This window comes from Variovorax sp. DXTD-1 (genome assembly GCF_003984625.1).
GTDB lineage: Bacteria > Pseudomonadota > Gammaproteobacteria > Burkholderiales > Burkholderiaceae_C > Variovorax.
The window spans coordinates 157,476-178,919 of record NZ_RWKH01000003.1 but is presented as its reverse complement, the minus strand read 5'-3'; the positions used below and the strand labels follow the sequence as shown (position 1 = coordinate 178,919).

Here is a 21,444-nt window from a genome sequence, read left to right as displayed (position 1 = left end):
GAACCTGGTGCGCGACGATCCCGCCTTCGACGCTGCGTGGACGCTGTTTTGCACGCTGCACGACTCGCCCTCGCCGGAGCGCGCCGAAGAGTTGATTCGGTGGCTCGCGGTGGACCCGGGCAACATCTGCGCGCTGGACGACGTATTGACCCTGTGGGCACTGACCGGCGCCGCGCTGATCAAGCCGTCGATGGAAGAGGCGCTGTGTAAAGAGGGGCGCTTGCAGTGAGGCGCGGCACCGCTACTTTTGCAGGTTGCGCAGTTCCGCCGCCATGCCGCCGAGGGCGTCCCAGCGCCGCCGCGCTTCTTGCGCCGCAGCCGCGTGTTCGGCCGACCGGCTGCGCCAACGGCCCAAGGCCAGGCGCGCGGCCACCGCGGCGTCTTGCGGGGCGCTTTCGCTTTCGACAATGAGCGCGAGTGCGCGCTCGATGAGCTTTTCTTCCGGCGCGCTTGCCACGTTGCGGCGCTCAGGCGAAGTCTTCGGCCAGCTTCGCGTCGAAGCCCGTTCGGTTCGAGACGGTGGTCTGTTCGACGAGCTCCGAGCGCAGCGCCGCGAACACGCGCGAGCAGTCGATGGCGGCGCGCAGCAGATGCTTGGCCACCGCCATTTCAGTGATGCCGAGCTGCTGCGCGATTTCCGCCCGGGTGTGGCCATAGGCGCGAAACAGCAAAAACACTTCGCGCCGCCGGGGCGGCAGCGTTTCCAGCGTTTCGACCACGCGCGCCAGCACCTGCTGCTGCGAGGCGATGTATTCGCAAGACGGCACCGTCTGGCGCGAACCGACGCTGAAATGCGTGCTGACCCATTCCTGCGCCACCTTGCGATGGCGCGCATCGTCCACGCACAGGTTGCGCGCCACGCGGAACAGCAGGGCCCTCGGCGACTCGATGCCCGAGCCCTGCAGCGCATCGGTTGCCGCGCCGCCGATGCGGATGTCCTTGTTCAGCTTGAGCGCGTGCGCATACACCCGCTCGAAGCTGGACTGCGCGATGTCCGCCGCGTAGTGCGGGTCCCGTAGGTCGCGCGTCAGCTGCCGACGCAGGTCCGCATAGTGAGCTACCAGTTCCTGGACGAGGTCGCGCATCCGATCGCCTTCTCGCAAGCATTCGCAGTGGTGGTTCCCGGCCGGTCACCGGCTTCAGAGCGAAGGGTGACTCGGATGGTTGAATAAGAATTATTCTTATTGAAGTGTAACCTTAACCGCAGCTGAACGATGCGGGTTAAAGGTTTGGGAACCCCGGATGCGTGCTGAAAGAGACATTTGCTCCGAAAATGAATAGTTCTGTTTTCGGATCGGGCGGCGGGTGCGCCGCCCTTCGCAATCAGCCGCGCTTCGGGATGCCCAGGCCGCGCACGACGGCAGGCCGCGCAACGAAGGTTTCGAGCACGCGAGCGACGTTCTTGAATTCGCTGAAGCCCACCAGTTCGGCCGCTTCGTAGAAGCCGATCAGGTTGCGCACCCACGGGAAGATGGCAATGTCGGCGATGGTGTAGCCATTGCCCATGACCCAGTCGCGCCCTTCGAGGCGCTTGTCGAGCACGCCGAGCAGCCGCTTCGATTCGGCCACGTAGCGGTCGCGCGGGCGCTTGTCTTCATAGTCCTTGCCGGCAAACTTGTTGAAGAAGCCGAGCTGGCCGAACATGGGACCGATGCCGCCCATCTGGAACATGAGCCACTGGATGGTTTCGTAGCGGCCCGCGGCCTCTTGCGGAATGAACTGGCCGGTCTTGTCGGCCAGGTAGACAAGAATGGCGCCCGACTCGAAGAGCGCGAGCGGCTTGCCGCCGGGGCCATCGGGATCGAGGATGGCGGGAATCTTGTTGTTCGGATTGAGCGACAGGAATTCCGGCGACATCTGGTCGTTGGTCTCGAAGCTCACCAGGTGCGCTTCGTACGGCAGCCCGGTTTCTTCCAGCATGATCGAAACCTTCACGCCGTTGGGCGTGGGCAGCGAATAGAGCTGCAGCCTGTCAGGCTGGAGCGCGGGCCATTTCTTGGTGATGGGAAAGCTGGAAAGATCGTGCATGGGAAATTCTGAAAGAGCGGAAAAGGAGCGGAGCCATGGCGCCGCGCCGGCCGGTTTTCAGATGCCCAGCCAGGTGAGCAAGGCGGCCTCGACCTCGGCCGACGGCGCGACGAAGCCAGTGTAGGTCGAGGTTGCAAGCGCGCGCTTGCCGGCGTCGCTTTGTGCAAGCCCCAGCAGGGCTTCCCGCGCCGCGGCGGTGGTGGCGGCATCGAGCTTGCGCGACGCCACCCACTGCTTGATGGGCACCGCGCGCGATTCGGCGCACACGTTGCCGCCGCTGTCCTTCCAGGCCTTGATCACGCCCGACGAGGCCGTGGCGCCATAGGCGGCAAAACCGTTCTTCACGTAGAAGGGCACGGCATCCTGGTAGCGTGTGTTGGTGAGCTTGAGCGAGGCGGCCTGCACGCCTTGCTCGCGCAGCATGGCGCGCGTGATCACCGAGGTGATCGAATCCGGGTCGGGCATCACCAGGCCCTTGCCGGCAATGCTCTTCCAGTCGGAGATGGGCTGCGGCTCCTTGCACAGCAGCGACACCTTGTACGCGGTAAAGCCGCCGGTCCAGGCCAGGGCCTGGTAGCGGCCGCTCTTGATGGCTTCGAGCGCCACATGGGCCGGATGGATGAAGGCCATGTCGACCTGCTGTTCCTTCAGGGCCTCGCGCGCACCGTTGTACGAAATCAACACCTTGATGGTCACCGGCTGCTTCAATGCCTTGCTCAAGGCCTCGGCAATGGGCTCGAAGCGTGGTGCGATCTGGCTTTCGGTGACCTGGTAGCTCACGCCTTCCGTCACGCCGATGACCAGCGCGTGGGTCGGTGCGGCCGCCGCCAGCAGCAACGCCGCCGCCGGAGCCGCAAGCAGAAGCGAGCGCGGCTTGCGGGTGCGGCGCGCACTGGCGGCGCACACGTCGATGTTGTCGGGGCGGAGTGTGGCGGGGATGTACATCAAAAGATCATAGGGGCCGGGGGCGCGGCCACCGATGATCGCAAGCACCTATGCGCGCGGCGCCCCGCCCATGGCATGCATGGCGCCGGGCCGCTGCGGCTGGTGGAGCCTCAGAACCGCGCCTTGAGGAAGGCGGACGGCCCGTGCAGCTTGACCTTGACCCGCGTCTCGGCGGTGCTGCTTTCGCGCGCCAGGTCGATGTTGGTGACGCCATAGGCCAGCACCAGGCCCACGTTCTTCACGGGGAACCACTCCACGCCCGCGCTGGCGTTGTAGATGTTGCCGTGAAAGCGCCCGCCGCCCTTGCGCACGCCGGAGAGGTCGGCAAACAGGCGCAGGTCCGGGTTGATGGCATGCCGCACGCCGACTTCGAGCAAGGGCGCAATGGCATCGTCGCTCGCGTCTTCATTCAACTGGCTGATGCGCCCGTTGACCGCCACATTGGCGTTCGCGCCCACGTTGATGCAGTAGTAGGCCGCGCCCGCACCCAGCCCGAACACCGTGTTGCCCGTGCCCAGCCACCACTTGTACGAGAGCTTTGCAAAGTCGAGCTTCACGTTGAGGTTGGCGTTGCCCAGGGCGTTGAACGTGCCGAAACCGCCGAGCGATTCGCTGCCGCCGGCCTGGCCGAAGTAGTCGCGCTTGTAGCGGTAGTAGTCGAACGAGAGGCCGTGGCTGTCCCCGATCAGCAGGTCCGCCGTCACGCGCGGCATGGTCACGCGGCCGGGCTCGAGGTCGCGTGTTCGCAGCGCGCCGTAGGGCGAGCTGACCGATGCATTGAATTTGGCATCGGCGCTGAAGGCTCCCACCGAAAAACTGAACCGGTCGAGTGCGGGCGAAGGTTCCGCCCAGGCGCTTGCGTGGGCAAAGAGCAATCCGGCACCGGCCAGAGTGCCCAGCGTCGTCAATCTTGCGGTGTTGGCGAGCGGGCGGGAGCGAGGCAGCAGCATGAAAGGTCCTTCAGAAGGCAAAAAAAATGCCTCGGGCTCGCCACGCAATCTCCATGCGCGCGGTGCTTCCGGGCGGGGCTCCCTTTTGATGACCGCCAAGTTATAGAGCGCATGCCAAAAACCCATGCGCGGATTGCCGCTGTGCTTGTAGGACGGTGTCGATGCGGGCGTTAGCGCGCCTGAAAAAGTATTCAAGTTAAGCTTTGAGCATGCATGAACATCTTTCCACGACCACCGGTCCGCAGCGTCTCTTGTATGGCGCGGTGGCGGGCATTGCCGCTGCGGCCTTCGCTCCGCTCGAGCCGATGGCGCGCGGCCTTGCAGGCTGGTGCACCGGCGCTGCGGTCTTCCTGGTTCTCACGTGGTGGCTGGCCGATACTTTCGACGCACAGCGAACCCGCGAGCGCGCGCAGTCGCTGGACCAGCCCAACCTGATGATCCTGGTGTCGATGCTGGTCGCGATTGGTGCGAGCGTGGTTGCCATTGCTATGCTGCTGCAGCAAGTCAAGCTGATGAGCGGGCCCGCGCGGGCCGCGCATATCGCACTGGGGCTGGTGGCCCTCGTGGGCTCCTGGCTCATGATGCATACGATCTACGCGTTTCATTACGCGCACCGCTACTACATCGACCGGCGGGACGGCTCGCCCGACGGCGGGCTGGATTTTCCGGGCAAGGACGAGCCGGACTATTTCGACTTTTTGTACTACGCGTACGTCGTCGGCATGACGTCGCAGGTGTCGGACGTGCAGGCCACTTCGCGCGAGATGCGGCGCATCACGCTGGTGCACAGCGTGCTCGCTTTTGCCTTCAACATGCTGGTGCTCGCGCTGTCGGTCAACGTGGTCGCGGCGGCGATGTAGCGGCCGCCGAGCCCGCGCCCGGCCACAGCTTCACGAGGCCGGTGGAAAGCGCCACGCCGCACACGATGACGGCCGCGCAGATCAGCATCCACTGCGTGATGTTCTCGCCGAGGAACACCGCGCCGTAGAACACCGCGAACACCGGCACCAGGAAAGTCACGGTCAGCGCGCGCGCCGGTCCCGCATTGGCGATGAGCCGGAAGAAAAGGATGTACGCCAGTCCGGTGCAGGCAATGCCCAGCGCCAGCAACGCAAGCCATGCGCGCAGGCTGGGCATTTGCGCGGGCCAGAACCACAGCGCGGGCAACGCAAGAAACAGCGTGGCGCCGATCTGGCTGCCGGTGGCCGTGGCCAGCGCGGGCACGCCGCCCAGGTAGCGTCGCGTGGCGCTGGCCGCCACGCCATAGCTTGCGCAGGCGCCCAGACACGCCAGCACGGCCCACAGTGGGGCATTGCCGCCTGCATCGGCATGCAGGCCGGCGCTGCGGCTTGCGAGCATGGCAACGCCCGCAAAGCCGATGATCAGCCCGACGATGCGCGAGCCGTCCGGCCGGTCGCGAAACCAGGCCCACGCCACCAGCGCGCCGAACATCGGCACCGTGGCGTTGATCACCGCGGCCAGGCCGCTGTTGATGGTGAGCAGCGCAAAGCAGAACAGCGCGAACGGAATGCCGGAGTTCAGCACGCCGATGGCCATGGACGCCTTCCAGTGCTGCGCGAGCGCCTCGCCGTGGCCGCGCATGAACAGCAGCGGCAACAGGAACAGCGTGGCCACGCCGACGCGCACCGCGGCCGCCGGCAAGGCACCGAACTCGGCCGCGCCGATGCGCATGAAAAGAAAAGACGCGCCCCAGAGCGCGCCCAGCAGCACCAGATCGATGAGCCAGGCCTTGGGCTTGGGCGAGTCGGGAGCTGTGGTGTTGTCTTTTGTTGTCATGCTCATGCGTTCTCTTGATGGTGCGCGCGGCCGGAGCCGGCGCTATTTCGATTCGAGTTCCAGCAAGGCGGTCTTGCGGTGGAGCCCGCCAGCGTAACCGGTCAGCGAGCCGTTGGCACCGAGAACGCGGTGGCAGGGCACGATCACGCTGATCGGGTTGCGTCCCACGGCCGCACCGACCGCACGCACGGCGGTCGGGTTGCCCACGTTTGCGCTCAGTGCGCCGTAGGTCATGGTCTTGCCCGCGGGTATGGCAAGCAGCGCCTGCCACACGCTCTGCTGGAACGCGGTGCCGTGCGAAAGATCGAGCTTCACGTCGAAGGTGTCGCGCTTGCCGGCAAAGTAGTCGCGCAACTGCGCGCCGGCTTCGACGAGCGCGGGATGATCGTCCTTGGTCTGCCAGCCCGTGGTGTCGGGCGAGTGGCGCTGCTGGTCGAACCAGACGCCCGCCAGGCCTTCGTCGGTGGCGGCCATGGTGATGCCGCCGAGCGGCGTGTCGATGTGCGATGTATAGATGACTTTGGTCTTGAACTTCATGACATTTCAGGCGGAGGCGCCTGCCGTTGCGATGTTGCTGGAAGAAGGCTCTGCCGCGGGTGATCCCGTGGCCGCGGTTGCCGGTGATGGCGACGGTGCATGCCATGCGCGCAGCACCGCGTAGCTGCGCCACGGACGCCATGCCTGCGACGCTTCGCTGGCGGCGCGCGCGGTGGTCACGCCCAATGCTTTTTGCAGCGCGATGTCGCCCGCGGGAAACGCATCGGGCCAGCGCAGCGCGCGCATGGCGATGTACTGCGCGGTCCATGCGCCGATGCCGGGAAGCTCTTGCAGCGCGGCAATGGTCGATGGCACGTCGGCACCTGCATGCAGCGCCAGCTTGCCGGCGGCGACCTCGCGGGCAATGGCCTGCAGCGCGGCCTGCCGCTGGCGCACGATGCCGAGCTGACCGAGCGCGTCGCCGCTCGCCGCTGCCACGGCTGCAGGCGTCGGAAACAGCCGGTCCAGGCCCTCGATGGGCGTGGCGATGGGTTCGCCGAATGCCGCGACCAGCCGCGAGCCCAGCGTGCGCGCCGCGGCCACGGTGATCTGCTGGCCCAGCACCGCGCGCACCGCGAGCTCGAAGCCGTCGACCGTACCGGGCACGCGCAGCCCATCGCCATGCGGAAAGGCTTCGTGCAGTGCGGCGTTGATGGCCATCGGCTCGGCATCGAGGTCGAGCATGGCGCGCGCGCGGCTGATCACGATGGGCAGCACCGCGGCGAGCGAATCGCTGACCGAGAGCAGCATCTGCTCGCGCTCCATGTCGAAGCGCAGCTGCAGCCATCCGGCGTGGGTCTGCGCGCCTTGCTGCACTCGCAGCGTGCGGGCCAGGCGCACATAGGCAGGCGTGCTGCCCTTGGCGGGCTCCTTGCCGTCGGCCGTGAACGCCACCTCGACGCCGCGCAGCGCACGGCGCGCAAAGAAGCCGAGCATCGCGTTCACATCATAGGGCGGACGAAAACCCAGGCGCACTTCGATCGCCTTGCCTTCGCCGCCCTCGGCACCGCCCGCGCGCCGCAGCGCACTCGGGTTGAGGCCGTAGTGTTCAAGAAAGGCGGCATTGAAGCGGCGCACGCTCGCAAAGCCGCTGGCCAGCGCCACCTGCGTCATGGGCAGGCGCGTGTCGGCGATCAATTGCTTGGCGGCCAGCAGGCGGCGCGTTTGCAGGTATTGCAGGGGCGAGACGCCGAACTGCGCCTCGAAGATGCGCCGCAGATGGCGGTCGCTCACGCCGAGCCGTGCCGCGATCTGCGCGGCACCGGGGCCGTCCTCGGCCCACGCATCGGGCTCGTCGATGAGGCGCGCGGCCTGCAGCGCGAGGATGCGCGAGGCATCTTCGGTGGACCAGCTTGCCGCGCGCGGCGCAAGTTCGGGCCGGCAGCGCAGGCAAGGGCGAAAGCCTTCCGCCTCGGCCTGCGCTGCATGGCGGAAGAACCGGCAGTTCTCGCGGCGTGGCAGTTTCACGCGGCAGACCGGCCGGCAGTAGATGCCGGTGGAGGTCACCGCGGTGAAGAACGAGCCATCGAAGCGCGCATCGTGCGTCTTCATCGCCAGGTAGCAGGCGTCGCTCTCGAGCACTTCGGTGGAGGCATGTGTGGAAGACATGGGCAAATGATACGGTTTCGACTCGTTTCAACTGGCCGTTTTCGGACATGTGGGCGCCAGACTGCTTGCCTACAATGGCTCGGTCTTTAGAACTACAGGGAATGCCTTCTCATGCAACTCAGTGCGTCGATTTTCAAGGCCTATGACATTCGAGGCGTGGTGCCCGTCACGCTCGATGCCGAGGTCGCCGAAGCGCTCGGCCGGGCTTTCGGAAGCGCCGCCCGTGCCGCCGGTGAAAAAACTGTGGCGGTGGGCCGCGACGGCCGCCTGTCGGGCCCTGCGCTCGCCGAAGCACTGATCAAGGGCCTTGTCGCCACGGGCATCGAGGTCATCAACGTGGGCGCCGTGACCACGCCCATGCTGTACTTTGCGGCGCACACGCTGTCGAGCAGCGGTATCCAGGTAACCGGCAGCCACAACCCGAAGGACTACAACGGCTTCAAGATGGTGCTGGCCGGCCGCGCCATCTACGGTGACGAGATCCAGGGCCTGCGCAAGGTGATGGAAGAAGGCACGGCCAAGCTCGCGCCCGGCGGCAGCGTGCGCAATGTCGACGTGACCGAGGCCTATGTGAAGCGCATCGTCGGCGACATCAAGCTGGCGCGGCCGCTGAAGATCGTGGTCGACTCGGGCAACGGCATTGCGGGCGCTTCGGCCCCCGCCATCTTCCGCGCCATCGGCTGCGAAGTGACCGAGCTGTTCAGCGAGGTCGACGGCGATTTTCCCAACCATCACCCCGACCCGAGCCGGCCCGAGAACCTGAAGGACCTGATGGCCGCGCTGGCCACAGGAGACGCCGAACTGGGCCTGGCCTTCGACGGCGACGGCGACCGGCTGGGCATCGTCACGAAAGACGGCCAGAACATCTTCCCCGACCGCCAGATGCAGCTCTTTGCGCAGGACGTGCTTTCGCGCGTGCCGGGCGGCACCATCGTGTACGACGTGAAGTGCTCGCAGCGCCTGGCGCCGGCCATCGAAGCCGCGGGCGGCAAGCCGATGATCTTCAAGACCGGCCATTCGCTCATCAAGGCCAAGATGAAGGAAATCGATTCGCCGCTCGGCGGCGAAATGAGCGGCCACATCTTCTTCAAGGAGCGCTGGTTCGGCTTCGACGACGGCACCTACGCGGGCTGCCGCCTGCTCGAGATCTTGAGCAAGACGCCGAACGCGAGCGACACGCTCAACGCGCTGCCCACGAGCTTCTCGACACCCGAACTCAACGTGAAGTGCGCCGAAGGCGAGCCGCATGCGGTGGTCGAAAAGCTGGTTGCAGGCGCAAGCTTCGCGGCACCCGCCGTGGTCTCGACCATCGACGGGCTGCGCGTCGACTGGCCCGACGGCTTCGGCTTGATTCGCGCTTCGAACACCACGCCGGTGCTGGTGCTGCGCTTCGAAGGCCAGACCGATGCGGCTCTCAAGCGCATCGAAGCCGAGATGCTCGCGCTCCTCAGAACCGTGAAGGCCGACGCGACGCTGGCCGAAGCGTCGCACTGAACCCCGTGCGTTCGCTGCTGCTGCGCCTGTACGGCGTCTTCACCACTGTTGTGCAACCGCTGGTTCGCCGCAAGCTGCGGCGCCGCGCGGTGGCCGAGCCCGGCTATGGCGTGGCCGTGGAGGAACGCTTCGGCTACTACGACGACGCAACCACCGGCGAGGGGCAGTGCTGGGTGCATGCGGTTTCGCTCGGCGAAACACGCGCGGCAGCCATTCTGATTGCCGAGCTGCGGCGGCAGTACCCGGGCATCCCCATCCTGCTCACGCACGGCACCGCCACGGGCCGCGAAGAGGGTGCCAAGCTGCTCGAGCCCGGCGACACGCAGGTCTGGCAGCCGTGGGACACGCCGGGCGCGGTGGCGCGTTTTCTCGATCGCTTTCAGCCGCGCATCGGCGTGCTGATGGAAACCGAAGTCTGGCCAGAGATGGCCGCCGCCTGCGCCGAGCGACGCATTCCGCTGGTGCTGGCCAACGCGCGCCTCAACGAGAAGTCGCTGGCCGCGGCCGAGCGCCTGAGCTGGCTCGCGCGGCCCGCGTATTCGGCGCTGGCCGCCGTGTGGGCACAGACGGAGGCGGATGCGCACCGGCTGGTCTCCCTTGGCGCCAAGGTCGCCGGCATCTACGGCAACCTCAAGTTCGATGCCTCGCCCGACGCGCGGCAGCTCACCGCGGCGGTGGCGCTGCGCGAGCGGCTGCCCAAGCCCATGGTGGTGCTTGCGAGCTCGCGCGACGGCGAAGAGCGCATGCTGCTCGAGATGCTCAAGCGCTTCGGCGCCACGTCGCCCGTGCCGCCGGAGCAGGGCGCGGTCCGCTCGATTGCCAAGCGCGTGCATGACGTGCAATGGATGATCGTCCCGCGCCATCCGCAGCGCTTCGACGAAGTGGCCGCGCTCATCGAATCGCAGGGCTTTGCCGTGGCGCGCCGCAGCGCGGCCGGCCAGCCGACCGATGCCGAGATATGGCTCGGCGATTCGCTCGGCGAAATGGCGCTTTACTACGGCCTGGCCGATGTTGCGCTGCTGGGCGGAAGCTTCGAACCGCTGGGCGGCCAGAACCTCATCGAGGCCGCCGCATGCGGCTGCCCGGTGGTCATGGGCCCCTCGACCTTCAACTTTGCCGAAGCCGCGCAGCTTTCGCTTGCGGCCGGTGCCTCGCTGCGCGTCGAAAACATGGAGCAGGCCGTGACCGCGGCGCTCAAGCTGGTCGAAAACCCCGAGCGCCGTGCCGCCATGGCGCAGGCCGCGCTGGCCTTCTCATCGTCGAACCGCGGGGCGGCCGAACGCACCGCCGCGGCGGTGCTGGCCATTGCGCAGGCCGCGGACCCCGTGCCGACCGGCGCCGCGCCTCTGGAAGAAGACGCGAGAGCGGAACCCACGCTCGAGTAGCAGCGGGGGTCAGATCCTCAGCGGGCCGGGGGATTCAGGATGACCGGTGGTGGCGGTGCCGAAGGCATCGTCGGTGCCGGTGGATTGAACGGCGGCACGGGCACGGGCGGCACCACGGGAATGCTCGGCGGCGTGACCGGCACCACCGTTGAAGGCGCCGTCTGCGGGCGCTCGCCAAGCGAAGGTTGCGCAGGCTGCGAAGACGCGTCTCCGTTCTTTGCCAGCGTCGCATTGATCGCATTCATGTCGTCCACCGTCAGCGTGCCGTTGGCCTGGCGCAGCCTGAGGTTGCCCAGCAGCACGTTGTAGCGCGCCTGCGCAAGGTCGCGCTTCGTCTGGTAGAGCTGGCTTTGCGAATTGAGCACGTCGATGTTGATGCGCACGCCCACCTGGTAGCCGAGCCGGTTGGCGTCGAGCGCGCTCTGGCTCGAGGCCTCGGCGGCTTCGAGCGCCTTGACCTGGCCCGCGCCGGACACCAGTCCGAGGTAGGCCGCGCGCGTGGCCTGCGCCACGCTGCGGCGGGTGCCTTCGAGCACGCTGCGCGACTGGTCTTCGAGCGCCAGCGTTTCCTTGATGCGGTTCTCGGTGGCAAAGCCCGCGAAGAGCGGCATGTTGAACACCACGCCCACCGACGCGGCATCGATGCGCGTGCCCACCGTGCTGGTGCTGGTGCCGTGCGGATTGCGCGTGATGTTGTAGCCCAGGTTGGCGTCCAGCGTGGGCTTGTGGCCGGCTTCGGCCTTGCGGATTTCCAGGCTGGCTACGTCGAGGCCGAGCCGCGCCTGGCGGATGGAGGGGTGCACTTCTTCGGCCTGCGCCACCCAGGCTTCGATATTGGCCGGCATGGCCATGGGCAGCACCACAGGCTGCGAGAGCGGCACCGGCACGCTGCCGGGGTGGCCGACCAGCTGGTCGAGGATGATCTTCTTGACCTGCAGGTCGTTCTCGGCGGCAATCTCTTGCGCAATGACGAGGTCGTAGCGCGCCTGTGCTTCGCGCGTGTCGGTGATGGTGGAGGTGCCGACCTCGAAATTGCGCTTGGCTGACGCGAGCTGCTCGGCCACCGCCACCTTCTGCGCGCGCACCAGCGTCAGGCTGTCCTGGCTCGCGAGTACGTCGAAATACGCCTGGCTCACGCGAACGATCAGGTCCTGCTCGGCCGTGGTGAGCACGGCCTCGGCAATCTCGGCCTGGCGCTTGCCCTGCTCGTAGGTGGCCCAGTTGGCGGGCCGGTAGAGCGGCTGCGTGGCGTTGATGCCGACGTTCTGCGTGGTGAAGTCGCGCGGCGTGGTCGTTCCGCGGCCGGGGCCGGTGAGCGTGTCGATGTCGAGGTTGTTGCGCGTGGCGCCGGCCGTGAGCCCCACGGCGGGAAGAATGCCCGCCTTGGCCTGTGCGGCGCGCGCCACACTCGCGTCGTACTGGGCCCGTGCTCCCTGGTAGGTGGCGTCGAAGCCGCGTGCGGATTCGTAGAGTTCGTTCAGTGTCTGGCCTTGGGCCGGCAGTGCGAGCAGGGTGGCAAAGAGACTTGCGAGCGCTGCGGAAAGAGGCAAAAGCCTGGGCCTGGAAGGCATTGAACGTCCTTGAAGAAAGAATCAGTAGCGCGGCACGGCGGGGTCGTGCTGTGCGGACCAGGCGTCGATGCCGCCGGCCACGTTGGCCAGCTCGGCAAAGCCGTTCTGGCTCAGGAAGGCCGCCACGCGCTGGCTGCGCGCGCCGTGGTGGCACAGGCACGCAATGCGCTGGCCCTCGTCGAGCTCGGCAAGCCGGGCCGGAATTTCGTTCATCGGGATGGCGACCAGCGTGAAGCCCTGGGGCGCGACGCTCGCCGTCTGTAGCTCCCACGGCTCGCGCACGTCGAGCAGCACGGGCGCCGCACCGGGGTTTTGCGCAAACCAGGCTGCGAGGTCGGCGGGGCGGACTTGATCAATCATTCGAAGGTGCCCGTTCAGAACGAGAAGCGCGAAGGCTCGGGGAAATTGAGCAGCCGCGGCGCCACGGTGTCCCACGGCTGGATGGTGTCCCACTTGCTTTCGGTGCTGCGGGTGACGAAGTGCGCGCGCATCATCGGTTCGTCGCCCACGATGGCGGCAAGGCGGCCGCCCACCTTGAGCGAGCCGAGCAGGTTTTGCGGAATGCGGGCGACGGAACCGCTGAGCACGATCACGTCGAAGCTCGGGCCGCTCGGCAGCGGCACGGCGCCGTCGGCGTTGCGCACCTCGACATTGGCGACGCCGTTCTGGCGCAGCGTTTCGGCGGCGCGGGCGGCCAGCACGGGGTCGATTTCGAGCGACAGCACCTGCGCCGCGCGATGGGCGAGCAGGGCGGCCATGAAGCCCGACCCGGTTCCGATCTCGAGCACCGACTCGTGCTTTTGCACGTGCAGGTCTTGCAGCATGCGCGCCTCGACCTTGGGCGAGAGCATGACCTGGCCGGGAACGGAACCGTCGCCCAGCGGGAGCTCCATGTCGAAGAAAGCCAGCGCGCGATGTGCGGGCGGCACATAGTCTTCGCGCCGGATGGCAGCCAGCAGATCGAGAATTTCCAGGTCCAGCACATCCCAGGGCCGGATCTGCTGCTCGATCATGTTGAAGCGCAAGCGCTCGAGGGTGGGTGTCGGGTTCATTGGGGGCTTTTCCTTGTGGGGCTCAGGACAAACCTTCAATTTTAGGTTGCGCGGCGCCCGTTCGCGGAAGCCCGGCCGTCCATGCACGCTTCATGCCGCGGCTCCGGGCCGGCGGGTGAGGCCGTAGAGCACGGTCTCGGCCTGGATGGCGAGGTATTTTTCGGGGTCGAGCGCGGTGTCTTCGTCGACGCACACCATGGCCGAGTGCTTCCACAGCATCAGGAAGATCATGGGGGCCACCACCGAGTAGATGGCATGGTCGACGTCGACCGGCGCGAATTCGCCCCTGTCGATGCCTCGCTGCAGGATGCGCCGCAACAGCGTGTGGCCCGGTCGGACCACCTCTTTTCGGTAGAACTCCGCCAGATCGGGAAAATTGGCGCCTTCGCTCATCATGAGCTTGGTGAGGCCCGAGGCCTTGGTCATGCCGACCCGCTCCCACCAGACGCGCATGCAGTAGCGCAGCATGTCGGCCGAGCTGCCCTCGAAGGTCTCGAACTCCTCGTTCCATTCGGAAAACCGGCCGCTGAGGTTCTCGACCACCACCGCCTTGAAGAGCTCTTCCTTGCTCGGAAAATAAAGAAAGAGCGTGCCTTTGGAGACCCCGGCGCGCGCCGCGACTTCCTCGGAGCGGGTGGCGGCAAAGCCTTTTTCGACGAAAAGATCGAGCGCCGCCGCCAGCAGTTCGCCGGGGCGCGCTTCCTTGCGGCGCTCGCGTTTGGAGCGCACCGGGCAGATCTTGTCGACAAAGGAACGGGGGGTGGGCATGAGATTAATGACTCGCGGGTTAGTAATGTAGTGACCAGCATCCAGCCCGTCAAGCCGCGACAATATCGGGTTCGCTTTTTTCCTACCTGCCGGAGCAGCCCATGTCTTCTTCACCGCCGCAAACCGAAACCATCGTGCTCGGTGGGGGCTGCTTCTGGTGCACCGAGGCCGTGTTCGACCGCGTGCAGGGCGTGGTGGACGTCGAATCGGGCTACTGCAACGGCCAGACCGTCAACCCGACCTACGAGCAGATTTGCACCGGCCGCACAGGCCATGTGGAGGTCGTGAAGGTCGAATTCGACCCCGCCGTCATCAGCCTGCGCGAGATTCTCGAGATCTTTTTCGTGGTGCACGATCCCACGACCTTGAACCGCCAGGGCAACGATGTCGGCACGCAGTACCGCAGCGGCATCTATTTCACGAACGACGCGCAGAAGCAGGTGGCCGAAGAGGTCATTCGCGAAATAGAAGCCAGCAAGACCTACAGCGCCCCCATCGTCACCGAGGTGGTGCCGCTCGCCAATTACTCGACCGCCGAGGCCTACCACCAGGACTACTTCCTGAACAACCCGAACCAGGGCTACTGCGCTTTCGTGGTCGGCCCCAAGGTCGAGAAGTTCCAGAAGACCTTCGCCTCGCGCGTCAAGGCCTGATCTTTCGCCAAAGGCCCGCTCCCCGTGCACATCATCGCCAGCCAGGCTCCGCACCGGTCGATTTTGTCGACCCGTGCGATCGCCATTGCGCTGGTGATTGCGTTGTGGTTCGCGGGCACGCTCGGGCTGATTCACCGGTCGCTGCACGTGACCGGTCTTGCGCAGGCAACGGCAGCCGCGCAGGCCGGCCATGCTGACGACGCGGGCGGGGATGCCTCCCACACCTCCCACGTGTCCCACGGCATTGCCAGCCTGTTCGGCGATCACACCGATGCCGAATGCCGGCTGTACGACCAGCTGTCGCACGGCTCGGGCGCGTTGGGCATTCCCACGGTGGTGTTGCCGGTGCTGCTGCCGTCGGCCACCTTTGCCTATCTCCAGGGCGAGGCCATCGCCCGCTGGGTTGCGCTGTTCGACGCGCGCGGCCCGCCTTCCACTCGCTGAATCTTTCCGTGTTCCGGTTGCTGCGGCCGCGCTTTGCGGTGGCGGCAGATCGTCCCTTGATTCAACGAGTGCTCATCCATGATTCCCAATTTCCGTCGCAACGCCATCGGCGCTGCCGTTCTTTCGCTGGCTTCTTTCGCTGCCATGGCCCAGGCGCAGCCGCAGCCGCAGCCGGCCCCTCAGGCGCAACCCGCCGAAGCGCCCGCGGCCACCCTGCCTGAGATTGCCGTGACCGGCAATCCGCTGGGCGCGGCCGACCTCATTGCGCCCACCACCACGCTCTCGGGCGACAAGCTCCTGATGCGCTCCGAATCGACGCTCGGCGAAACGCTCAACAACCTGCCCGGCGTGAGCAGCAGCTACTTCGGCCCCAACGCGAGCCGGCCGATCATTCGCGGGCTGGACGGCGACCGCATCCGCATCCTGCAGAACGGCGGCGGCGCGCCCGATGCTTCGGCGCTGAGCTACGACCACGCGGTGCCGGTGGATTCGCTGGTGACCGAGCGCGTCGAAGTGCTGCGCGGGCCTTCGGCGCTGCAGTACGGCGGCAGCGCGGTGGGCGGTGTGGTCAACGTGATCGACAACCGCATTCCCACCGAGCCGATCAACGGCTTCGGCGGCCGTGCCGACCTGGGCTTTTCGACCGGCAACAAAGAGAAGAACGGCGGTGTGGTGCTCGAGGGTGGCAACGACCGCTTCGCGCTGCACGTCGATGCGTTCAATCGCGACTCCAAGGATGTCTCGGTGCCCATCGACCTGGAGTGCACCAAGCCCGGCCGTCCCACGCTCGCGCGCAGGATCTGCAATTCAGCCAACGAAGCGCACGGCGGCGCGGTGGGCGGCACGCTGTTCTTCGACCGGGGCTGGATCGGCGCTTCGGCCAGCACCTACCGCAGCAACTACGGCACCGTGGCTGAAGACGACGTGACCATCGGCATGAAGTCCGACCGCTATGCGCTCGAAGGCGAGTGGCGCCCGGGCGGCATCATCAGCAGCGTTCACGCCAAGCTCAGCCACACCGACTACCGCCACACCGAATTCGAAGGCCGCGAAGCCGGCACCACCTTCTCGAACATGAGCAACGATGTGCGCATCGAGGCGCGCCACCGGAAGATCGGCAACCTCGAAGGCCTGGTCGGCTTCAGCAGCGAAACCAACCGCTTCGCCGCGGACGGCGCCGAAGCCTTTGCGCCGCACAGCCGCACGCGCTCCAACGCGCTGTTCATGTACGAAGAGCTCGGTACCTCATGGGGCCGGCTGAGTTTTGGCGCGCGCACCGAGAAGGTCCGCGTCACCTCGCTCGGCTATCCGGACGATCCGACGGTGACGCGCTTTGCCGTTGGCGAGCGCACCTTCAACCCGCACAGCGCGGCCCTGGGCGCGCTGGTGAACCTGACACCGCAGTGGCAGCTCACCTCGAACCTGGCCTACACCGAGCGGGCACCGAAGGACTATGAGCTGCTTGCCAATGGCCCGCACGTGGCAACGGCCGCATGGGAGGTCGGCAACCCGAACCTCGAGAAGGAAAAGTCGACCGGGTTCGACCTGGGGGCGCAATGGAAGTCGGGCGCCAACACGGCCCGCGTCAATGCCTATGTCACCCGCTTTCGCAACTACATCGGCCTGACGGCATCGGGCCGCACGCTCGACGAAGAGGGCCAGGTGGTGACCGACCCGGAGGCGACGGACACGCTGGCCGAGTACCTCTACAGCGGCGTGCGCGCGCGGTTCACCGGCATCGAGGCGAACGGCAACCTGCGCCTGCTGGGCACCGATGGCTTCGCGCGTTCGGCGGACGGCTCGACGCTCGACCTCGAATGGCGTGGCGACATCGTGCGGGCCAAGAACCTCGACACCGGCGAGCCGCTGCCCCGCATTGCGCCGCTGCGGCTGGGCGCCACGCTCGCCTACGGCAACGGCCCGTGGGGTGCGCGCCTGGGCTTCGACTACAACGCGGCGCAGCGCCGGGTGCCGAGCGTGGGTGCGCGCGAGATCGACTCCTACACGCTGTGGAATGCGGCCGTCACGTACCGCATGAAGGTGCAGCGCACCAACCTCACCTGGTACGCGCGTGTCGACAACATCACCAACAAGCTGGCCTACAGCCCGACGTCGATCCTGACGACGACGGTGTACCCGAACGCACCGCTGCCGGGGCGCTCGCTGAAGGTCGGCCTGCGCGTGACGTTCTGACCTGAAGCCCATCAGGCCTGCTCTTTCTCGAAAGGAAAGGGCAGGCCGGGCTGAACGCACCCTCGGCTATCCTCGACCGGGTGAACCCGTTCGTCATTTCCTCGCTGCTGCCGGTCGTCGTCCTGATCGCAGCAGGCTACCTGGCCGGCCGGCGCCGCTGGATCGGCGGCAACGCCGTCAAGGACCTTTCCAACCTGATCTTCCTGCTGCTTGCACCCGCGCTGCTGTTCCGGGCGATGAGCACGGTGCACGTGGAAGAACTCAGCCTCAAGCCCGTGGCGGCGTACTTCATCGCCTCGGGCCTGCTGTTCGCGGGCACGCTGGCGCTGCGCGGCTTCAACCGCACGGCAGCCGTCATTGCGCTGGCCAACACCTACAGCAACACCGTGATGATCGGCATCGTGCTGGTCGGCCTGGCCTACGGAGAGCAGGGCATGGTGGTGCTGCTCACGCTGATCTCGCTCCACTCGCTGGTGCTGTTGACGAGCGCCACCGTGGTGCTGGAGTTGGCCGTCGCGCGCGAGCACGCGGTGGTGAGCGGGGAGGAGAAGCGCTCCATGGTTCGCACGGTGTTGAGGGCTCTCCGCAACGCCATCATTCACCCGGTGCCGATGCCGATCATCGCGGGGCTGCTGTTCGCGCAGACGGGGCTCGTGATGCCCGACTTTCTCGACAAGCCGATCATGCTGCTCGGGCAGGCCTTCGGCCCGGTGGCACTCGTCATGGTGGGCATCACGCTGGCGCTGACGCCCATCGGCCGGCACTGGCGCGGTGCCACGGTGCAGGCCCTGGTGAAGAACCTGCTGCATCCGCTGCTCGTGGCCGGCATCGGCTGGCTGCTGGGCGTGCGCGGCATTCCCCTCACCGTGATGGTGGTGGCGGCTGCGCTCCCAATCGGCGCTAACGTCTTTCTTTTTTCGCAGCGCTACCGCACGGCCGAAGACCTGGTGACGGCCAGCGTGGCCGTGTCGACGGTGCTCGCGCTGGCCACGCTCACGCTGGTGATGACGCTGGTGCAGTGGCTCCCCTGAAGTTCTAGTAGCGCCGGGCGCCTATGCCGTTCGGCAGGGTGGCCATTTGGCGAGATGGCGAGCGGCGCCTGCCGCTCTACATTTGCGGGCTGATGATTTACCAGGTGCGGTCTTCGCCGTTTTCCGCCATGGCGCCGATCGCGATGGTGGTCGCGCTGTGCTGTGCCACGTTTGCTGCGACGGCCACGGCAGATACCAAGCCGTGCAGGACGCCGTGCCTTTCGGCGGGGGTACCGAGGGAGGCGGTGCCGCCGGCAGCCGAGCCACCGGCAGCCAGGCCAGCGGGGCCCAAGCCGGCTGCGGCAACGCGGCCCAGGCCGCAGGCGGTCGCGGTGGCCGCGCAGCCGGCGCCGCTCACAGTGCCGGAGGTGGAGAAGCCCGTGGCCCCCACAAAGCCGCCGCTCTCCAGGCGCTGCAGCGAAATCAACATGCGCGCAGCGGTGGGTGAGCCGCTGTCGGACGAAGACATGAAGATCTTGAGGAGCCAATGCTGATGATGAAGACCATCCAACCGATCGGGACCGTGCTGCGCGTGCTCGCGCTGTGCGCCGCGGTGCTTTCCGTTGCGTGCGCGCACCGGCCAGCGCCGGGCAACGCCATGCCTTTCGAGCAGGCCGTCAACCAGGCGGTGGACGACCTGATCGTGCAGACGCAGAAGCTGCCGGCCTTCCTGGCCAAGGTGGAGTCGACCATCAAGCAGAGCCGCATCGTGATCGATCCGCTGCTCGAGGGTTCGAGCGGCCAGCAGACCGAAGTGACGCGCGTGGCCGAGCAGCGCGTGGTGCAGCGGATGCAGTCGCAGTTCAAGCAGTTCACCGTCACGCCGTTCAACAGCGCCGAGATCGAGCGCGCCCAATACGTGCTGAATGGCACGCTGGTGCGCGACAAGGATTCGTCCGATGGGCGTTACCGCCTCAACCTGGCGCTGACGGAAATCAAGAGCGGCGTGGTCATCGCGCAATCGGTGGCGCGCATCAGCGATACCACGCTCGACACGCGGCCGACGGCCTTCTTTCGCGACAGCCCGGTGAACGGCAAGGACCGCGGCGTGGAAGGCTACATTCGCACCGCCGAAACGCAGCCGGGGCAAGCAGCCGACGCGCTCTACCTGGAGCGCCTGCCCACCTCGACGGTGCTGCAGGAAGCCACCGCCGCCTACGAGGCCGGCCGCATGAGCGAAGCCCTGAGCCGCTACGAAGCCGCATCGCGCCGGCCCGACGGGCAGCAGTTGCGCATCTACAGCGGCCTGTACCTCACGCAGGCGCATCTGGGCCGCGCGGCCGATGCGGAAAAAACCTTCGGCACCCTGGCGCGGCTCGGGTTGGAAACCAACAACCTGAGCGTGAAGTTCCTGTTCAAGCCAGGCTCGACCGACTTCCTCGCCGACCCGAAGATCAGCGCCGCCTATCCGATGTGGCTGAGGCAGATCGCGCGCCAGGCGGCGCAGATCGATTCATGCGTGGTGGTCACGGGCCACACGAGCCGCACCGGCCCCGAGGCGGTCAACGAGCGCCTCTCGCTGCAGCGCGCGGTGAGCGTGAAGACCCGGCTCGTGGGCGAGGCGCCGCCTCTGTCGAAAAAGCTGCGCGAATCGGGCATGGGGTTCCGCGAGAACATCGTCGGCACCGGGGCGGACGACGCAAGCGATGCGCTGGATCGCCGCGTCGAATTCAAGGTCGCGGCCTGCGAGGCCTGACCGGACTCAGGGTGCGAGCCGTTCGCGCACCCAGTTGCCGCCTTCGAGCCGGTAGCGCAGCCGGTCGTGCAGGCGGCTCTTGCGGCCTTGCCAGAATTCCCAACGGTCGGGCACAAGCCGGTAGCCGCCCCAATGCGGCGGGCGCGGCGGCGACAGCAGGTGCTTGGCGGCAGCCACGGCGGCGTTCTTCACCAGCACGTCGCGGCCGCTGATCACTTCGCTCTGCGGGCTGGCCCAGGCGCCGATGCGCGAGTCCAGTGGGCGGCTGGCAAAGTAGATGTCGCTTTCCTCCGCGCTGGTTTTCTCGACCCGGCCCTCGATGCGCACCACGCGTTCGAGCTCGACCCAGTGGAACTGCAACGCCGCATACGGATTGCCCGACAGCTCGCGCCCCTTGCGGCTTTCGTAGTTGGTGTACCAGACGACTCCGCGCGCGTCATAGCCCTTGATGAGCACGATGCGGCTCGAAGGCCGCAGGTCGCTGCCCACGGTGCACAGGGTCATGGCATTGGGCTCGGGCACCTGGGCGTCGATGGCTTCGCCGAGCCAGCGTTCGAACTGCTTCAGCGGATCGTCGGCGCTGTGGGTTTCGCCGAGTTCGGCCCGCTCGTAGCTCTTGCGCAGCGCGGCCAACGTTTCGTTGGTTGGAGAAGAGGTCATGCCGACATTGTTGCGCAAGCCTTGCCCGCCGCCATTCCGCGCACATACTCGGCCCATGGCGACAAAGGCAAATTCTCCGTGGGTGATCGTGCTGGCTTCGGGGCGGGGCGAGCGTTTCAACGCGGCCGGCGGCGTGGGCTCCAAGCTGCAGGCGCCGCTCGCGGGCAAGCCGGTACTCGAGCGAACGCTCGATGCCGTTCGCGCCAGCGGACTGCCCTGGCGCCTGGAAGACGCCGGGCACCCAGGCATGGGCGATTCGATTGCCGCCGCGGTGCGGGCCACGCCCGACGCCGCCGGCTGGCTGATCCTGCCGGGCGACCTGCCGCTGGTGCGCCCTGAAACGCTGCGCGCGGTGGCGGGGGCCCTCACCGGCCGCACGTGCGCTGCGCAGCCGCAATACAAGGGCGAGCGCGGCCATCCGGTGGGCTTTGCGGCCGGATGCCGCGCGCAGCTCGCGGCGCTGCAGGGAAACTTCGGCGCCGCGCCCATCCTGAAGGCCATGCGCGCCATCGATGCGGTGGCCGACCTTGTGGTGGACGACGTGGGCATCGTGACCGACATCGACACGCCGGAGGCCCTGGCGCACGCCGAGGCCCTTTGGCGGGAGCGCTCGGCGGGTTTGGCTTAACCGG

Annotated in this window: 24 protein-coding genes; 10 read left to right on the top strand and 14 right to left on the bottom strand. The window is 67.1% G+C overall.

Annotation, left to right across the window (positions count from 1 at the left end):
* Nucleotides 1–7 precede the first annotated feature (7 nt).
* Nucleotides 8–229, top strand: coding sequence for a hypothetical protein (locus EJI00_RS04360; RefSeq protein ID WP_260590447.1), 222 nt, complete (start codon nucleotides 8–10; stop codon nucleotides 227–229).
* A 12-nt stretch (nucleotides 230–241) separates the two neighbouring features.
* On the opposite strand, the gene EJI00_RS04355 is transcribed toward EJI00_RS04360, so the two are convergent.
* The 5 genes from EJI00_RS04355 to EJI00_RS04335 all read right to left on the bottom strand — a co-directional run bounded on the left by EJI00_RS04355 (nucleotide 242) and on the right by EJI00_RS04335 (nucleotide 3,923).
* A complete protein-coding gene (locus EJI00_RS04355) occupies nucleotides 242–457 on the bottom strand; it encodes an iron dicitrate transport regulator FecR (protein WP_126746249.1) in 216 nt (71 codons plus the stop codon).
* Nucleotides 458–467: 10 nt separating this feature from the next.
* A complete protein-coding gene (locus EJI00_RS04350; protein ID WP_126746248.1) occupies nucleotides 468–1,085 on the bottom strand; it encodes an RNA polymerase sigma factor in 618 nt (205 codons plus the stop codon).
* A gap of 238 nt (nucleotides 1,086–1,323) precedes the next feature.
* Nucleotides 1,324–2,028 carry a glutathione S-transferase N-terminal domain-containing protein gene (locus tag EJI00_RS04345; RefSeq protein WP_126746247.1) on the bottom strand — a complete coding sequence of 235 codons (705 nt, stop codon included), beginning with the start codon at nucleotides 2,026–2,028 and terminating at the stop codon, nucleotides 1,324–1,326.
* 57 nt (nucleotides 2,029–2,085) lie between these two features.
* A complete protein-coding gene (locus EJI00_RS04340) occupies nucleotides 2,086–2,973 on the bottom strand; it encodes a phosphate/phosphite/phosphonate ABC transporter substrate-binding protein (RefSeq protein WP_126746246.1) in 888 nt (295 codons plus the stop codon).
* Nucleotides 2,974–3,083: 110 nt separating this feature from the next.
* Nucleotides 3,084–3,923: a hypothetical protein gene (locus tag EJI00_RS04335; RefSeq protein ID WP_126746245.1), complete on the bottom strand. Its 840-nt coding sequence runs from the start codon at nucleotides 3,921–3,923 to the stop codon at nucleotides 3,084–3,086.
* A 209-nt stretch (nucleotides 3,924–4,132) separates the two neighbouring features.
* Here EJI00_RS04335 and EJI00_RS04330 point away from each other — a divergent pair, with 209 nt between their 5' ends.
* Nucleotides 4,133–4,783, top strand: a complete 651-nt coding sequence (locus EJI00_RS04330; protein ID WP_126746244.1) for a DUF1345 domain-containing protein — start codon at nucleotides 4,133–4,135, stop codon at nucleotides 4,781–4,783.
* Here the strand turns inward: EJI00_RS04330 and EJI00_RS04325 are convergent.
* Genes EJI00_RS04325 through EJI00_RS04315 form a run of 3 tightly spaced genes read right to left on the bottom strand, consistent with a single transcriptional unit; the run spans nucleotide 4,758 to nucleotide 7,865 of the window.
* Nucleotides 4,758–5,726, bottom strand: a complete 969-nt coding sequence (locus EJI00_RS04325; RefSeq protein WP_126746243.1) for a DMT family transporter — start codon at nucleotides 5,724–5,726, stop codon at nucleotides 4,758–4,760. The genes EJI00_RS04330 and EJI00_RS04325 overlap by 26 nt on opposite strands.
* A gap of 36 nt (nucleotides 5,727–5,762) precedes the next feature.
* Entirely contained in the window at nucleotides 5,763–6,257 is a 495-nt protein-coding gene (locus EJI00_RS04320; RefSeq protein WP_126746242.1) for a methylated-DNA--[protein]-cysteine S-methyltransferase, read from the bottom strand.
* A gap of 6 nt (nucleotides 6,258–6,263) precedes the next feature.
* A complete protein-coding gene (locus EJI00_RS04315; protein ID WP_126746241.1) occupies nucleotides 6,264–7,865 on the bottom strand; it encodes a DNA-3-methyladenine glycosylase 2 family protein in 1,602 nt (533 codons plus the stop codon).
* Between the two features lie 111 nt (nucleotides 7,866–7,976).
* Here EJI00_RS04315 and EJI00_RS04310 point away from each other — a divergent pair, with 111 nt between their 5' ends.
* Together EJI00_RS04310 and EJI00_RS04305 are read left to right on the top strand one after the other, a co-directional pair.
* Nucleotides 7,977–9,359, top strand: a complete 1,383-nt coding sequence (locus tag EJI00_RS04310; RefSeq protein ID WP_126746240.1) for a phosphomannomutase/phosphoglucomutase — start codon at nucleotides 7,977–7,979, stop codon at nucleotides 9,357–9,359.
* A gap of 5 nt (nucleotides 9,360–9,364) precedes the next feature.
* The gene (locus tag EJI00_RS04305) at nucleotides 9,365–10,744 is read left to right on the top strand and encodes a 3-deoxy-D-manno-octulosonic acid transferase (RefSeq protein ID WP_126746239.1); all 1,380 of its coding nucleotides are present in this window, start codon (nucleotides 9,365–9,367) and stop codon (nucleotides 10,742–10,744) included.
* Between the two features lie 17 nt (nucleotides 10,745–10,761).
* Here the strand turns inward: EJI00_RS04305 and EJI00_RS04300 are convergent, their stop codons facing one another.
* The 4 genes from EJI00_RS04300 to EJI00_RS04285 all read right to left on the bottom strand — a co-directional run bounded on the left by EJI00_RS04300 (nucleotide 10,762) and on the right by EJI00_RS04285 (nucleotide 14,135).
* Nucleotides 10,762–12,315 carry a TolC family outer membrane protein gene (locus EJI00_RS04300; protein ID WP_126746238.1) on the bottom strand — a complete coding sequence of 518 codons (1,554 nt, stop codon included), beginning with the start codon at nucleotides 12,313–12,315 and terminating at the stop codon, nucleotides 10,762–10,764.
* A 21-nt stretch (nucleotides 12,316–12,336) separates the two neighbouring features.
* The gene (locus EJI00_RS04295) at nucleotides 12,337–12,675 is read right to left on the bottom strand and encodes a rhodanese-like domain-containing protein (RefSeq protein WP_126746237.1); all 339 of its coding nucleotides are present in this window, start codon (nucleotides 12,673–12,675) and stop codon (nucleotides 12,337–12,339) included.
* Nucleotides 12,676–12,689: 14 nt separating this feature from the next.
* A complete protein-coding gene (locus EJI00_RS04290; protein WP_126746236.1) occupies nucleotides 12,690–13,367 on the bottom strand; it encodes a protein-L-isoaspartate O-methyltransferase family protein in 678 nt (225 codons plus the stop codon).
* A gap of 90 nt (nucleotides 13,368–13,457) precedes the next feature.
* On the bottom strand, nucleotides 13,458–14,135 hold the full coding sequence (locus EJI00_RS04285; RefSeq protein WP_126746235.1) for a TetR/AcrR family transcriptional regulator: 678 nt from the start codon (nucleotides 14,133–14,135) through the stop codon (nucleotides 13,458–13,460).
* A 101-nt stretch (nucleotides 14,136–14,236) separates the two neighbouring features.
* On the opposite strand from EJI00_RS04285, the gene msrA reads away from it, so the two are divergent.
* The 4 genes from msrA (at nucleotide 14,237) to EJI00_RS04265 (ending at nucleotide 18,456) form a co-directional block, all read left to right on the top strand.
* Entirely contained in the window at nucleotides 14,237–14,788 is a 552-nt protein-coding gene (gene msrA, locus EJI00_RS04280) for a peptide-methionine (S)-S-oxide reductase MsrA (protein WP_126746234.1), read from the top strand.
* Nucleotides 14,789–14,812: 24 nt separating this feature from the next.
* Complete coding sequence (locus EJI00_RS04275) at nucleotides 14,813–15,232, top strand: hypothetical protein (RefSeq protein WP_126746233.1); 420 nt, start codon at nucleotides 14,813–14,815, stop codon at nucleotides 15,230–15,232.
* Nucleotides 15,233–15,310: 78 nt separating this feature from the next.
* Nucleotides 15,311–17,425 (top strand): TonB-dependent receptor, encoded by a 2,115-nt coding sequence (locus EJI00_RS04270; protein ID WP_126746232.1) that lies wholly within the window; start codon nucleotides 15,311–15,313, stop codon nucleotides 17,423–17,425.
* 80 nt (nucleotides 17,426–17,505) lie between these two features.
* A complete protein-coding gene (locus EJI00_RS04265) occupies nucleotides 17,506–18,456 on the top strand; it encodes an AEC family transporter (RefSeq protein WP_126746231.1) in 951 nt (316 codons plus the stop codon).
* A 97-nt stretch (nucleotides 18,457–18,553) separates the two neighbouring features.
* Here the strand turns inward: EJI00_RS04265 and EJI00_RS04260 are convergent, their stop codons facing one another.
* Nucleotides 18,554–18,925 carry a hypothetical protein gene (locus tag EJI00_RS04260; RefSeq protein WP_126746230.1) on the bottom strand — a complete coding sequence of 124 codons (372 nt, stop codon included), beginning with the start codon at nucleotides 18,923–18,925 and terminating at the stop codon, nucleotides 18,554–18,556.
* A 24-nt stretch (nucleotides 18,926–18,949) separates the two neighbouring features.
* Between EJI00_RS04260 and EJI00_RS04255 the strand changes: the two genes are divergently transcribed.
* The gene (locus tag EJI00_RS04255; RefSeq protein ID WP_260590446.1) at nucleotides 18,950–20,152 is read left to right on the top strand and encodes an OmpA family protein; all 1,203 of its coding nucleotides are present in this window, start codon (nucleotides 18,950–18,952) and stop codon (nucleotides 20,150–20,152) included.
* A gap of 6 nt (nucleotides 20,153–20,158) precedes the next feature.
* On the opposite strand, the gene pdxH is transcribed toward EJI00_RS04255, so the two are convergent.
* Nucleotides 20,159–20,812 (bottom strand): pyridoxamine 5'-phosphate oxidase, encoded by a 654-nt coding sequence (gene pdxH, locus EJI00_RS04250; RefSeq protein ID WP_126746228.1) that lies wholly within the window; start codon nucleotides 20,810–20,812, stop codon nucleotides 20,159–20,161.
* 55 nt (nucleotides 20,813–20,867) lie between these two features.
* Here pdxH and EJI00_RS04245 point away from each other — a divergent pair, with 55 nt between their 5' ends.
* Nucleotides 20,868–21,440 carry an NTP transferase domain-containing protein gene (locus EJI00_RS04245; protein ID WP_126746227.1) on the top strand — a complete coding sequence of 191 codons (573 nt, stop codon included), beginning with the start codon at nucleotides 20,868–20,870 and terminating at the stop codon, nucleotides 21,438–21,440.
* Nucleotides 21,441–21,444 lie beyond the last annotated feature (4 nt).

Excerpts from the sequence above, each read along its gene's own strand:
- EJI00_RS04350 (WP_126746248.1), bottom strand. The coding sequence starts at position 1,085 with ATGCGCGACCTCGTCCAGGAACTGGTAGCTCACTATGCGGACCTGCGT.
- EJI00_RS04345 (WP_126746247.1), bottom strand. The coding sequence starts at position 2,028 with ATGCACGATCTTTCCAGCTTTCCCATCACCAAGAAATGGCCCGCGCTC.
- EJI00_RS04340 (WP_126746246.1), bottom strand. The coding sequence starts at position 2,973 with ATGTACATCCCCGCCACACTCCGCCCCGACAACATCGACGTGTGCGCC.
- EJI00_RS04335 (WP_126746245.1), bottom strand. The coding sequence starts at position 3,923 with ATGCTGCTGCCTCGCTCCCGCCCGCTCGCCAACACCGCAAGATTGACG.
- EJI00_RS04330 (WP_126746244.1), top strand. The coding sequence starts at position 4,133 with ATGCATGAACATCTTTCCACGACCACCGGTCCGCAGCGTCTCTTGTAT.
- EJI00_RS04325 (WP_126746243.1), bottom strand. The coding sequence starts at position 5,726 with ATGAGCATGACAACAAAAGACAACACCACAGCTCCCGACTCGCCCAAG.
- EJI00_RS04320 (WP_126746242.1), bottom strand. The coding sequence starts at position 6,257 with ATGAAGTTCAAGACCAAAGTCATCTATACATCGCACATCGACACGCCG.
- EJI00_RS04315 (WP_126746241.1), bottom strand. The coding sequence starts at position 7,865 with ATGTCTTCCACACATGCCTCCACCGAAGTGCTCGAGAGCGACGCCTGC.
- EJI00_RS04310 (WP_126746240.1), top strand. The coding sequence starts at position 7,977 with ATGCAACTCAGTGCGTCGATTTTCAAGGCCTATGACATTCGAGGCGTG.
- EJI00_RS04300 (WP_126746238.1), bottom strand. The coding sequence starts at position 12,315 with ATGCCTTCCAGGCCCAGGCTTTTGCCTCTTTCCGCAGCGCTCGCAAGT.
- EJI00_RS04295 (WP_126746237.1), bottom strand. The coding sequence starts at position 12,675 with ATGATTGATCAAGTCCGCCCCGCCGACCTCGCAGCCTGGTTTGCGCAA.
- EJI00_RS04290 (WP_126746236.1), bottom strand. The coding sequence starts at position 13,367 with ATGAACCCGACACCCACCCTCGAGCGCTTGCGCTTCAACATGATCGAG.
- EJI00_RS04285 (WP_126746235.1), bottom strand. The coding sequence starts at position 14,135 with ATGCCCACCCCCCGTTCCTTTGTCGACAAGATCTGCCCGGTGCGCTCC.
- msrA (WP_126746234.1), top strand. The coding sequence starts at position 14,237 with ATGTCTTCTTCACCGCCGCAAACCGAAACCATCGTGCTCGGTGGGGGC.
- EJI00_RS04270 (WP_126746232.1), top strand. The coding sequence starts at position 15,311 with ATGATTCCCAATTTCCGTCGCAACGCCATCGGCGCTGCCGTTCTTTCG.
- EJI00_RS04260 (WP_126746230.1), bottom strand. The coding sequence starts at position 18,925 with ATGTCTTCGTCCGACAGCGGCTCACCCACCGCTGCGCGCATGTTGATT.
- EJI00_RS04255 (WP_260590446.1), top strand. The coding sequence starts at position 18,950 with ATGATGAAGACCATCCAACCGATCGGGACCGTGCTGCGCGTGCTCGCG.
- pdxH (WP_126746228.1), bottom strand. The coding sequence starts at position 20,812 with ATGACCTCTTCTCCAACCAACGAAACGTTGGCCGCGCTGCGCAAGAGC.
- EJI00_RS04245 (WP_126746227.1), top strand. The coding sequence starts at position 20,868 with ATGGCGACAAAGGCAAATTCTCCGTGGGTGATCGTGCTGGCTTCGGGG.